This is a genomic window from Acinetobacter seohaensis, assembly GCF_056431365.1.
This window is the reverse complement of record NZ_JBWKMK010000029.1, coordinates 119197-131126: the sequence shown is the minus strand read 5'-3', so window position 1 is coordinate 131126 and position 11930 is coordinate 119197. Positions and strand designations below refer to the sequence as shown.

Here is an 11930-nt window from a genome sequence, read left to right as displayed (position 1 = left end):
AGATCATCACACCGCATAATCCATCAAAATATCTAAAGGCACATAAGACAATACTGACTGATGACAGGCTTGAATTTTAATTGGTGGTGCTTGACCTGCCTGATAGGCTTCAACCCAACGGGTGACGCAAATACACCAGAAATCACCCGGTTGTAAGCCGTTAAAACCAACTTCTGGTACTGGCGTGATTAAATCATTGCCAATTTTTTGCGAGAAATTTAAAAAATCAGAGGTCATTTGTGCACAAACGGTGTGCTGACCTAAATCGGTTGGGGCGGTATGACAAAAACCGTTACGAAAATATCCAGTAATAGGATCAAAGCAACAACTGGCGAGAGGTTCGCCCAAAACATTTAAACGATTGATATTTGGATCGGGATGAATAGACATAAGTGCGAGAAAGATGGTGGCTTTTCTCTATCATAATCAAAACTTTTGCTTTAAACAGCAATTCTACAAAAGTTGCTAACCTTTTTCTGCATAATCATTTAAAATCGTGGCGTTTTGATATCAATAAAGTGAGCTATACATGAACTTTCAGCGTATGACTGACCTCGATTTAGCAGGTAAGCGTGTCCTTATTCGTGAAGATTTAAACGTACCTGTTAAAAATGGTGTGATAACCAGCGATGCACGTTTACGTGCGGCATTGCCAACGATTCAAGCTGCTGTTGCCAAAGGTGCAGCAGTGATGGTGTATTCTCACTTAGGTCGTCCTGTTGAAGGTGAGCCAAAAGCTGAACAATCTTTAGCACCTGTAGCTGCGTATTTAACCCAAGCATTAGGTCAAGATGTTCAACTGATCACTGACTATTTAGATGGTGTAGACGTTGCTCCTGGTCAAGTCGTTTTATTGGAAAACTGCCGTTTTAACCACGGTGAAAAGAAAAACAACCCAGAACTTGCCGCTAAATATGCAGCATTGTGTGATGTATTTGTGATGGATGCATTTGGTACCGCGCACCGTGCAGAAGCCTCTACTGAAGGCGTTGCACGTTTAGCACCAGTGGCAGCAGCAGGCCCATTATTGGCTGCGGAATTAGATGCTTTGGGTCGTGCCTTAAAAACACCTGAAAAACCAATGGTGGCGATTGTTGCAGGTTCTAAAGTATCGACTAAGTTAGATGTATTGACTTCATTGTCTGATATTTGCGATCAATTAATTGTAGGCGGTGGTATTGCCAATACTTTCCTTGCTGCAGCAGGCTATAACGTGGGCAAATCATTATGCGAAAATGATTTGATTGACACTGCCAAAGCAATTGCCGCAAAAGTTTCTGTACCACTGCCAACCGATGTTGTAGTTGCAGATGCCGCTGAAATTAATTTTGAAGATTTCTTGGGTTCATTGGCAGCAGCGAAAGCAACTGTGAAAAAAGTTGAAGATGTTGCAGACAACGATATGATTTTAGACGTAGGCCCAGAAACTGCAAAAGCATTTGCTGAAATTTTAAAAACTTCAAAAACAATTCTTTGGAATGGCCCAGTGGGTGTATTTGAAGTTGATCAATTTGGTGAAGGTACGAAAGCACTTTCATTGGCGATTGCAGAATCTGCAGGTTTCTCTATTGCAGGCGGTGGTGACACTTTAGCTGCAATTGACAAGTATGAAGTTGCAGACAAAATCGGCTATATCTCTACAGGTGGAGGTGCATTCCTTGAATTTGTAGAAGGTAAAACCTTACCTGCAGTTGCGGTATTATTAGAACGCGCTTAAATCTAGAAAATTTATCAATAATTTTTAAAAAGGTTGACTTCGGTCAACTTTTTTATATTTATGTCATGCCGTAGTCATCAAAATGTCATAAATATGCAATAAACTGTAGTAAATGAATGACCTAACTGTAGGAAATGACGATGATTCAAAAACTAACACTTGCTGCTTTAATTGCTGCATCTTTAGCCTTGACTGCTTGTGCAAAAAAAGAAAGCGCACCTGCGACTGAAACTGATGCATCTTCTGCAGTTGTAGATAACGCTCAAGTTACACCAGAACAACAAGCTGCAATCGACGCAATTGACCAACCAATCTTGGATGAAGGCAACACCGATATTCCTGAAGACGTTGCAAATGCACCTGCTGACGTTGCGACTGCAGACACAGAAGTTGCTGCTTCTGAAGCGCAATAAGTGCTGAAAAACGACAAATTGTAGTAATTTGTTTAAAAGTCCCTGCTTTTGCAGGGACTTTTTTTTGAAAAAGGCGATTTGTTGCTGAATTGAAACAAATCACAGGGTAGAATAACCAACATTATTTGGGAGGATATTATGGCTCTTATTTCATTGCGCCAGCTCTTGGATCATGCCGGTGAACATGCTTACGGCGTTCCAGCGTTTAACGTCAACAACTTAGAACAAATGCGCGCAATTATGTTAGCCGCAGATGCAACCAATTCACCTGTAATTGTTCAAGCTTCGGCAGGTGCGCGTAAATATGCAGGTGCGCCATTCTTGCGTCACCTGATTTTGGCTGCAATTGAAGAGTGGCCACATATTCCAGTGGTTATGCACCAAGACCATGGTACAAGTCCTGATGTATGTCAGCGTTCGATCCAACTAGGCTTTTCATCAGTAATGATGGATGGTTCTTTGGGTGAAGATGGTAAAACACCAACGTCGTATGAATACAACGTCGAAGTGACGCGTCGTACTGTGCAAATGGCGCATGCGTGTGGTGTATCGGTTGAAGGTGAGATTGGCTGTTTAGGTAGTCTTGAAACAGGTATGGCAGGTGAAGAAGATGGCGTGGGCGCAGAAGGCGTACTTGACCACTCTCAATTGTTAACATCTGTTGAAGAAGCACGTAGCTTCGTTGCAGATACTAATGTGGATGCTTTAGCGATTGCTGTTGGTACTTCGCACGGTGCATACAAGTTTACTCGTCCACCTACAGGCGATATTCTTGCAATTGACCGTATTAAAGAAATTCATGCTGCGTTGCCAAATACACACCTTGTAATGCACGGCTCTAGCTCTGTACCACAAGAATGGTTGGCGGTGATTAACCAATACGGCGGTGACATCAAAGAAACTTATGGTGTACCTGTTGAGCAATTGGTTGAAGCAATTAAGCATGGTGTGCGTAAAATCAACATCGATACAGATTTACGTTTAGCTTCTACTGGTGCAATGCGCCGTATGATGGCAGAACAACCAAGTGAATTTGACCCACGTAAATTCTTCGCAAAAACTGTAGATGCAATGAAACAAATTTGTATAGACCGTTATGAAGCATTTGGTACTGCAGGTAATGCAGACAAAATTCGCCCAATTTCTTTAGAGAAAATGGTTGAACGCTATAAGTAATTCTTAATTTAATTAAGAACTCGAAAGCCCACAGTCCTTGTGGGCTTTTTACTGATGAATCCACAACTTCCAATCAAGAACAAAAACAATCCTCGAGCATGTCATGGAACTGATTGTAGCCGCAGCCTTTTGTAGTGTACTGGTCTCTATTTTATTAAAAGTCTGCAAAATGCAGGGTTTTAACCCTATGCAGATGATCACATGGAATTATGTCAGTGCCAGTGTGTTGTGTTTTTACTGGTTTAAACCCAACTTGGGCACGATCTCAATCCAACATACGCCGTGGTGGCTCATTATTAGTTTGGGTGTGTTGTTGCCCAGTGTCTTTTTAGCATTAGCAAAATCGTTGGACAGCGCAGGTATTTTAAAAACTGAAATTGCACAGCGTTTGTCAGTGGTTTTGTCTTTGGCAGCCGCTTATTTTATTTTTCAGGAAAATTTTAGCCAACTGAAAATTGTGGGAATCGCGCTTGGGATTATCGCAGTCTTATGTATTTTGTATTCGCATCGTGCTGCAGGGCAGTCTGCTAAAGCGCAACAAGGCATCTTATATTTGAGCTGTGTTTGGCTGGGTTATGCACTGATTGATGTTTTGCTTAAATACAGCACAGGTTTAGGACTGCAATTTGCAGTTGCGCTGAATTTGATGTTTGTATGTGCTTTTGTTTTGGCGATGGCTTATATCTTAATCCGCGATAAAAGCATGGGCAGTATGCAAAATATCAGTGCAGGTTTAATTTTGGGTGCACTGAATTTTGCCAATATTGCCTTGTATGTCAAAGCTCACATGCTGCTCAAAGACAGCCCTGCAGTGGTATTTGCAGGGATGAATATTTTAGTGGTGCTATTTGGCGTGATCAGTGGAGTATTGTTCTTTAAAGAAAAGCTGAAAAGCACGACCACTATTGGGCTAGGCTTGGCATTGCTTAGTGTGCTTTGCCTCGCTTATGCCATGACGGTTTAAGATAACTCAACATAAAGCGAAAAGGATGTCGCAATAAATCTGCAGTTTCTGCAAGACCATGCAGCATTGTGGTTCTATCGCAGATCGGGCAGCGCAGGGTTGGATAGCTTGGTTTGGTTTGATATAAATACAGTTTTTTACAACGTCGGCATTCTAGTTTTAGCGGCATTAAATTGAGCATCATACACCTCATTTTTATTTTTGATAGAGATTGAGTACAGATTGCAAATATAGATAAAGCAAAATTCAGACCAAAAAATAGGGACAAATTTTGTCCCTAGTGTTATCGCATGTTTGTTTTACAGTTGCGTGAAAATCTCGCGTTTATCAAGGCGTGATTTTGGCAGTTTGGCATTAAAATCTTGTTCACTACGATAGCCTAAACACAATAAAACCGAAGGAATCAGTCCTTGCTCAGTTAGTTGCAGTTCTTGAGTTAAAATTGCTTCATCAAAACCACCAATTGGCGTTGCGTCAATTCCTTCAATGCCTGCAGCCAAAAGCATTTGTCCGAGTGCAATAAAGGTTTGATTTTCTGCCCAACGCTGAATATCGCCTTTTTCATTGCGGTAGTAATCGACATAACCTGTGCGGCTGTCTTTCTGACCTTGTTTAGCGGCTTCATCTTTAAAGCGTCCACTAGCAGCATCCTGATTAAGCAGGTTTTCTAAATGTAATTCGCTAATGTCAGCTTTGGTGCAAAATAAAATGGTATGCGAAGCATCTAAAACTTTAGGGGCGTTATAAGCGTATTTACCGACTAAGGCTTTGGCAATGCGTTGTTTGGCATCAGCATGATCTGCAATAAAAAAATGCCATGGTTGAATATTAATTGAAGATGGCGCTAAACGCAGAATTTCTAATAAACGCTCAAATTGTGCTGCAGGAATACTGCGACTCGCATCATAGGCTTTGGTCGTATAACGAGTTTGTGCAACGTTGAGCAAATCCATGAATCATCTCCATTTAAAGACTATATTTGGGGCAGGTGTGCGCCAAAAGCTTAACATGCCTCGCTATGCTAACGGAATGAATCCATGTGCTATTTATGCGGTTAAGATGAGATGAGCACGACATAAACATCTTTAAACTTAGTGTTAAATTCAATCATGCAAGACGTTTTCACTATTGGTTGTTTATAGCAAATAGGCGTTAAATATAAACTTGAGCATGGTGCATCCCAAAGGTGTATGGATGGAATATATCAATTATTTTAAGCGTAAATTAAAAACTCAGCAGCAAATTGGCTTATGGGTAGGTTTAGCAGATGCGTATGGCACTGAAATTGCCGCCAATGCAGGCTATGACTGGCTTTTAATTGATGGGGAACATGCACCGAGTGATTTAAGAACCACTTTGTCACAATTACAAAGTATTGCGGCTTATCCCTCTCAAGCGGTGGTGCGCCCGCCGATTGGCAGTGTGCAACTCATTAAACAACTGTTGGATATTGGCGTACAAACTTTGCTGATTCCTATGGTTGAAAGCGTTGAACACGCTGAGTTGATGGTCAAAGCGGTACGTTATCCACCTGAAGGTATTCGCGGCGTAGGCGCAGCTTTAGCACGTGCAACTCGCTGGAACAGTATTCCAAATTATTACGCGACAGCGCATGAAAATATTTGTTTGCTCATTCAAATTGAATCGGTCACAGGTTTAGAAAATCTGGATGCTATTTTACAAGTCGATGGGATTGATGGGGTGTTTATTGGTGCGGTGGATTTATCTGCCACGATGGGTTATGAAGGCAATCCGAACCATCCAGAAGTACAAGCCGCTGTGGTCGATGCGATTCAACGGATTCGTGCAGCAGGCAAAGCAGCAGGGATTTTATCGACCCAACATGAAGTGACACAAAAGTATTTGGATTTAGGCACAGAATTTGTGGCAGTTGGGGTAGATACCAGTGTGTTGATGACTTCGCTGCGTGAGTTGTTGGCTAAATATAAAGCTGATGCCGAAGTGATTAAAACGGAAGGTGGGTATTAATCTGCTAGCTGAAGAGATTTTGGCTAAAGAGGTTTTAGTTAGCTATGTTTAGCTAAGTACCTTTAGTGTTGTATCTATTATTTTTATGTAAAGATGTTGCGCTTAATAGTTCCAATGACTCAGTTGCCAAGTTGCTAAGGCTTGATTTGGTTCAACTACTAAAATTTGCGCAGCATCTGCGCGCCAATCGCCTAATACAATTCTAGGTTTGCCGTGTTCATTGTGAATATTTGGACGATGCGTATGCCCATGAATTAACACATCTGCATGCTGCAAGGCTTGTGACACAGCATCTGCATTTACGTCCATGACATCATAACTTTTGATTTGATTGGCTTGCTGACTTTTTTTGCGGAAACCTTGTGCAAGTTTTTGCCGAAAAGCCAAAGGTGTTTTCTTTAAAATCCCTAAAATGATGGGATTGCGAATAATTTTTCGGAATTTTTGATAGGACACATCATCGGTACACAGTGCATCGCCATGTTCTAAACGTACCTGTTGAGAACCAATATGCAGCGTGTACACATCGGGCAGGAGTTGTCCTGAAAACTGATCTAAAAATTTCTGACCCAAAGCGAAATCACGATTGCCGACAATAAAGTAAATTTGATTACCTGCTTGGCTAAATTGCTTTAAACGTGCAACAACTTCATCGAGCCACGCTGCGGTGTAATCATCGCCAATCCATGCATTAAACCAGTCGCCTAAAATATACAGTTGGGTGTTTTTATTTTGATAAGCGTCTAGCAAATCTAAAAACCCCCGAACAAGTCGAGGGTGATTTGGTGACAAGTGTAAATCTGCGATAAACAGATAGGTCACGAATTATTCCTTGGAATCTCCCGAAATCCCTCTTTTAAAAGAGGGATTTCTCCTCCCTAAACGAATTTTAAAGCAGTACTTTAAAATGATGTGCGTAAGCGAGGTCGGGTAAGATTCTTATTCAGCAATGATTTTTGCAGATTCAATCACCACATTTTCTAGTGGAACATCTGCGTGATAACCACGGTTGCCAGTACGCACGCCTTTAATAGCATCTACAACGTCCATACCTTCAACAACTTTACCAAACACGGCATAACCCCAACCTTGTGCAGTTTTGCCTGTGTGGTTTAAGAAAGAGTTATTTTTTACGTTAATGAAGAACTGTGCAGAAGCAGAGTGAGGTGCTTGGGTACGAGCCATTGCAATTGTACCAACATCGTTGCTTAAGCCGTTGTCAGCTTCGTTTTCAATCGCATCACGTGTTGCTTTTTCTTTGAAGTTTTCATCCATGCCACCGCCTTGGATCATGAAACCATCAATAACACGGTGGAAAATTACGCCGTCATAAAAACCATCACGAACGTATTCTAAGAAGTTAGCAACTGTAATTGGTGCTTTTTCAGCGTTCAATTCTAAAACAATACGACCTTTATTGGTGTTTAATTCGACTTGAGGAAAACTCATTGTGTAATCTCCTAAACATGGACACGAATGCCATGGGTTTTTTGGTTGAGAGAAGCATAAGCAAACTGTAAACTACAAGGCAAGTAAAAACGTTATTTTCTTTGTTAAAAACAAGGAAAAGCGTTCTAATGGGTGATGTATGCTTCACTACTGAAGTTTCTGTAACCTAGTTTATCCAATTTTATTTTAGAAGTGATTTTATTGCTATGAAGCCAAATGATGTTGTTGCATCTCTGCCAAACACCCCGACACCAAGTTCAAATGCCTCTGTCGATGCTGTGCAGCAAGAACAACAGCCGGGCTTAGACTTTATACGTCAAGTCATTACCGATGATATTGCGGCGGGTCGCACTCAGCAGGTGGTGACACGTTTTCCACCTGAGCCGAATGGTTATTTGCATATTGGTCACGTGAAAGCAATTTGCTTGAACTTTGGCATCGCACAAGAATATCAAGGGGTGTGTAACTTACGTTTTGATGACACCAACCCAGATGCAGAAGAACAAGAATATGTTGATGGTATTGCCAATGACGTGAAATGGCTGGGTTTTGAGTGGAATGGCGAACCACGCTATGCATCAAGCTATTTCGATCAATTATATACATGGGCAATTCAGCTGATCGAACAAGGCGATGCTTATGTCGATTTGCAAACCCCTGATGAGATTAAGCTCAATCGTGGTTCTTTTGTAGAGCCGGGTAAAAATTCGCCATATCGTGATACGCCAGTAGCAGAAAACTTGGCTTTATTTGAAAAAATGCGCAATGGTGAATTAGGCGAAGGTCAGGCAGTACTCCGTGCCAAAATTGATATGGCTTCACCAAACGTACACATGCGTGATCCGATTTTGTATCGTGTTTTACATTCATCGCATCACCAAACGGGCGATAAATGGAAAATGTACCCAATGTATGATTATGCGCATCCATTATCAGATGCCATTGAAGGCATTACTCATTCACTATGTACTTTAGAATTCCAAGACCATCGTCCATTCTATGATTGGGTGGTGGAAAAGGTGAAATCCGAGGCTGTGCCGCGTCAGTATGAATCTAGCCGTTTGAATATTGATTACACCATCACATCTAAGCGTAAATTGCGTAAATTGGTTGAAGGCGGTTTTGTGAATGGTTGGGATGACCCACGTATGCCAACAGTGGTAGGTATGCGTCGTCGTGGCTTTACACCAGAAGGTTTGCGTGATTTCTGTAAGCGTGTAGGTGTGTCAAAGTCGGATGGTATTGTGGATGTGGCAATGCTTGAATATTGCATCCGTCAATCTTTGGAAAATACTGCAGCGCGTGGCATGGCGGTGTTGAATCCACTTAAAGTGACTTTGACCAATTTGCCTGAAGCACTGGATTTAGTCCATGCACGTCATCCAAATGTAGATATGGGCGAGCGTAGTATTCCACTGACTTCTGAAATTTATATTGACCGTAAAGACTTTGAAGAAGTGCCGCCTAAAGGTTTCAAGCGTTTAGTGCCAGAAGGTGAGGTGCGTCTACGCCATGCTTATGTAATCAAGTGTGAAGAAGTGATTAAAGATGCTAACGGCGAAGTCATTGAGCTGAAATGTTCAATTGACCCTGAAACTTTGGGCAAAAACCCAGAAGGTCGTAAAGTAAAAGGCGTGATTCACTGGGTCTCTGCAAGTAAAGGCGTTGCGGCAGAAGTTCGCTTATATGATCGCTTATTTACCGAATCTGACCCAGAAGTGGGCGATGATTTCTTGGCGAATCTAAACCCTGAATCATTGACGGTGGTACAAGCCATTGTTGAACCTGCATTGGCAAAAGCACAACCTGAAGATCGTTTCCAATTTGAACGAGAAGGTTATTTTGTTGCAGATCAGTATGATCACAGTGAGGAAAAACCAGTGTTTAACCGTATTTTAGACTTAAAAGACAGCTTTAAGCCAGGCAAGTAACACCTTATTTAGCTTTTAGCTTGCAACTTAAAAGCCCAACTTGATCAATTCAGGTTGGGCTTTTGATTTTGTCTATTTAAGATTTATAGAATATTTTGTGAGATATACAGTGTCGCTAAAATGGCAGCAATCAGCGGTTTTTATGCTGTTCCTGCTTCATCAGGATTTGCGGTAACTGCATTTTGGCTTTATCGCGTAGTTTCTTCTTAATATAGAGCACTAAAGCAAAGCAAGTGGTGGTCAGGGTCAGCATCATACTGTTCATATAACTCATCAATGAACTGACATAACCAATGGTGGTTAAACGATCCATCATCTTAAATACTTGCGGGCTGCTTTCCACACCTGTAATTGCCCAAGTGCATAAATGTTCACAGTTATTCATAATCAGATGATAATTGTTTTCATGCATTCTGGAGCGCATACGGCGTACCACTTTGCGGCCTTTATACTTGGGCGCATGATACGACTGCACAATAATATTTTTGCCGTGACTAAACTTTTCAATACTGGTCATTTCAATCGGGTGTTTTTTAAAAAGATGTGCAAAACCCGAATAGTGAATCACGCGACCACGCCCGGCATAGATACCATGATGGCTATAGCCGAAGTGTTTCACAATTAAATGTGCCCCTAAAGGAAATCGTGTTTTCTGCTTGAGCATCGTACGCTTGACCAATAAAGTAACATGAGTAGAGAAAAGAAATCAGGTTTTATAGTGTACTGCGTCTGAAGCAAATATGCGATAACCCATTCAGTTATATGCACAATTTGTAACATAGCAGGTATGGAGATGATAATGTTTTGTTCTCGGTGGAAGTGCTTATTGCTCTGTTATTTATTCTGCACGCCTACTGCACAAGCGGAAATTCGCGCATGGACGGTTAACAACAGTAAAATCAATGCAGATGTGGTGGAAGTGACACAGTTGTCACAGTTAGGCTTATATCTGAAAGATCGGCAAGGGAAACCATATCTGCAAATTTCACAACTACAAAAAAATCTACAGTCTTGTGAAAACATGCAATTTGCCATGAATGCAGGCATGTTTCATCCAGATTATTCGCCTGTGGGTTTGTATGTGGAACAAGGACGACAACTTAAAAAGCTGAACCGACAGCAACAGGGATGGGGGAATTTTTTAATTCAGCCCAATGGTGTACTGGCGTGGAATCATCAACGGGTGTTTTTAGGAACAACCCAACAATATGCCAATCAAGCGTTCAAAGCGCAGTATGCGACACAGTCTGGCCCAATGTTAGTTATTAATCGCCAGTTAAATTCACGTTTTTTGGCAGACAGTACTTCTTATAAAATTAGAAATGGGGTTGGGTTAAAAGACCAAAGCCTGTACTTTGTGATTAGCAAGACGCCCGTAACTTTTCATCAATTTGCCACCTTTTTTAAAGATGAGCTGCAAACGCCAAATGCCTTGTATTTAGATGGTTCGATTTCTACAGCGTATATTCCGCAATTACAACGTCATACTCATCCATATCGCAATTTAGGTCCAATTTTAGCTTATATAGATCATCAAGGCTGTAAACCCTAACATTGGAATTTGGTTTTGGCTTGGCTGAATTTATTGTCCAATAAAACCTAAGGCTGTGCCTTGCATCCTGCAGATTTTGACTGCTTCTTCGCTTTTCATTTGTTTGACTTCATTTTCAAATTGCTTTTTTTGTTGTTTAAGTTGCTCATCTGAAATACCCATGTTTTTAGCAAAACTTTCCATTTTCTCCCAAGTTTCGGCACATTCTTTCGGCATTGGGCTACAGGCTGTTAAACTTAGGCTGAGTAGGGCAAGACAGCTAAGGCTAGTTTTTTTCATTGTCATTTTCTCTGTTTGAATAATTCGAATTTATTGGTGTGATGATTATGTGTAGAAATATTAGCGCATGATTATGAAGATATGATTGACTGCGTTTGAAAAGATTAGCGTTTTTGTGCAAGTTCAAGCACGTGTCGCGATTTATAAAATTTATCGTTCTAATATATATGCAGCCATTAAAAAAGGCACTTAGTTCAACTAAATGCCTTTTTTATCATATTCCATTACTGGAATGGTAGATGCTGGAGTTCATTCAACTCTTTGCGGCTATAACCTCGCGAAGCGAGAACCTTCTTAATCCCGATAATGACATCTTCATCTGTGGCTTTGGTTAAAGCTTCGAGAAGTTGTTCATTTGTCTTGCAAGAGCAATCATTTTCAACACAAGCAATTTGATTTTTATGCTCGTTTTGCTGTTCTGTAGAGAACAACTTTTGCCAAAAACTCATAGAGCCTTCAT

General features: G+C 41.0%; 15 protein-coding genes. 7 read left to right on the top strand and 8 right to left on the bottom strand.

What is annotated here, in order from left to right; translation table 11 throughout:
* Window positions 1-6: 6 nt before the first annotated feature.
* Window positions 7-390, bottom strand: a complete 384-nt coding sequence (locus AC07E5_RS05125; protein ID WP_136144481.1) for a DUF2237 family protein — start codon at window positions 388-390, stop codon at window positions 7-9.
* A 139-nt stretch (window positions 391-529) separates the two neighbouring features.
* Here AC07E5_RS05125 and AC07E5_RS05120 point away from each other — a divergent pair, with 139 nt between their 5' ends.
* From AC07E5_RS05120 to AC07E5_RS05105, 4 genes are all read left to right on the top strand, one after another.
* Window positions 530-1717: a phosphoglycerate kinase gene (locus AC07E5_RS05120; protein WP_004973295.1), complete on the top strand. Its 1188-nt coding sequence runs from the start codon at window positions 530-532 to the stop codon at window positions 1715-1717.
* Between the two features lie 140 nt (window positions 1718-1857).
* A complete protein-coding gene (locus AC07E5_RS05115) occupies window positions 1858-2130 on the top strand; it encodes a hypothetical protein (protein ID WP_131260911.1) in 273 nt (90 codons plus the stop codon).
* A 138-nt stretch (window positions 2131-2268) separates the two neighbouring features.
* Entirely contained in the window at window positions 2269-3306 is a 1038-nt protein-coding gene (fba, locus tag AC07E5_RS05110; RefSeq protein ID WP_004973298.1) for a class II fructose-bisphosphate aldolase, read from the top strand.
* A gap of 103 nt (window positions 3307-3409) precedes the next feature.
* The gene (locus AC07E5_RS05105) at window positions 3410-4270 is read left to right on the top strand and encodes an EamA family transporter (protein ID WP_004973300.1); all 861 of its coding nucleotides are present in this window, start codon (window positions 3410-3412) and stop codon (window positions 4268-4270) included.
* Here the strand turns inward: AC07E5_RS05105 and AC07E5_RS05100 are convergent.
* Together AC07E5_RS05100 and nfsB are read right to left on the bottom strand one after the other, a co-directional pair.
* The gene (locus AC07E5_RS05100; protein WP_498624828.1) at window positions 4233-4454 is read right to left on the bottom strand and encodes a hypothetical protein; all 222 of its coding nucleotides are present in this window, start codon (window positions 4452-4454) and stop codon (window positions 4233-4235) included. The genes AC07E5_RS05105 and AC07E5_RS05100 overlap by 38 nt on opposite strands.
* Before the next feature lie 115 nt (window positions 4455-4569).
* On the bottom strand, window positions 4570-5223 hold the full coding sequence (gene nfsB, locus AC07E5_RS05095) for an oxygen-insensitive NAD(P)H nitroreductase (RefSeq protein ID WP_498624826.1): 654 nt from the start codon (window positions 5221-5223) through the stop codon (window positions 4570-4572).
* Window positions 5224-5464: 241 nt separating this feature from the next.
* Here nfsB and hpaI point away from each other — a divergent pair, with 241 nt between their 5' ends.
* Window positions 5465-6259 (top strand): 4-hydroxy-2-oxoheptanedioate aldolase, encoded by a 795-nt coding sequence (gene hpaI / locus AC07E5_RS05090; RefSeq protein ID WP_096900940.1) that lies wholly within the window; start codon window positions 5465-5467, stop codon window positions 6257-6259.
* Window positions 6260-6361: 102 nt separating this feature from the next.
* Here the strand turns inward: hpaI and AC07E5_RS05085 are convergent, their stop codons facing one another.
* Window positions 6362-7081 carry a UDP-2,3-diacylglucosamine diphosphatase gene (locus AC07E5_RS05085; protein WP_180158980.1) on the bottom strand — a complete coding sequence of 240 codons (720 nt, stop codon included), beginning with the start codon at window positions 7079-7081 and terminating at the stop codon, window positions 6362-6364.
* Window positions 7082-7198: 117 nt separating this feature from the next.
* A complete protein-coding gene (locus tag AC07E5_RS05080; RefSeq protein ID WP_004973310.1) occupies window positions 7199-7708 on the bottom strand; it encodes a peptidylprolyl isomerase in 510 nt (169 codons plus the stop codon).
* Between the two features lie 206 nt (window positions 7709-7914).
* Here AC07E5_RS05080 and AC07E5_RS05075 point away from each other — a divergent pair, with 206 nt between their 5' ends.
* Window positions 7915-9639: a glutamine--tRNA ligase/YqeY domain fusion protein gene (locus AC07E5_RS05075; protein ID WP_498624823.1), complete on the top strand. Its 1725-nt coding sequence runs from the start codon at window positions 7915-7917 to the stop codon at window positions 9637-9639.
* A 130-nt stretch (window positions 9640-9769) separates the two neighbouring features.
* Here the strand turns inward: AC07E5_RS05075 and AC07E5_RS05070 are convergent, their stop codons facing one another.
* Window positions 9770-10303 carry a lecithin retinol acyltransferase family protein gene (locus AC07E5_RS05070; protein ID WP_096900868.1) on the bottom strand — a complete coding sequence of 178 codons (534 nt, stop codon included), beginning with the start codon at window positions 10301-10303 and terminating at the stop codon, window positions 9770-9772.
* Window positions 10304-10438: 135 nt separating this feature from the next.
* Between AC07E5_RS05070 and AC07E5_RS05065 the strand changes: the two genes are divergently transcribed.
* Window positions 10439-11191 (top strand): phosphodiester glycosidase family protein, encoded by a 753-nt coding sequence (locus AC07E5_RS05065; protein ID WP_498624821.1) that lies wholly within the window; start codon window positions 10439-10441, stop codon window positions 11189-11191.
* Between the two features lie 30 nt (window positions 11192-11221).
* Here AC07E5_RS05065 and AC07E5_RS05060 read toward each other — a convergent pair whose 3' ends face one another.
* Together AC07E5_RS05060 and AC07E5_RS05055 are read right to left on the bottom strand one after the other, a co-directional pair.
* A complete protein-coding gene (locus AC07E5_RS05060; protein WP_004973320.1) occupies window positions 11222-11470 on the bottom strand; it encodes a hypothetical protein in 249 nt (82 codons plus the stop codon).
* 224 nt (window positions 11471-11694) lie between these two features.
* The gene (locus AC07E5_RS05055; RefSeq protein WP_004973321.1) at window positions 11695-11919 is read right to left on the bottom strand and encodes a hypothetical protein; all 225 of its coding nucleotides are present in this window, start codon (window positions 11917-11919) and stop codon (window positions 11695-11697) included.
* Window positions 11920-11930: the final 11 nt, after the last annotated feature.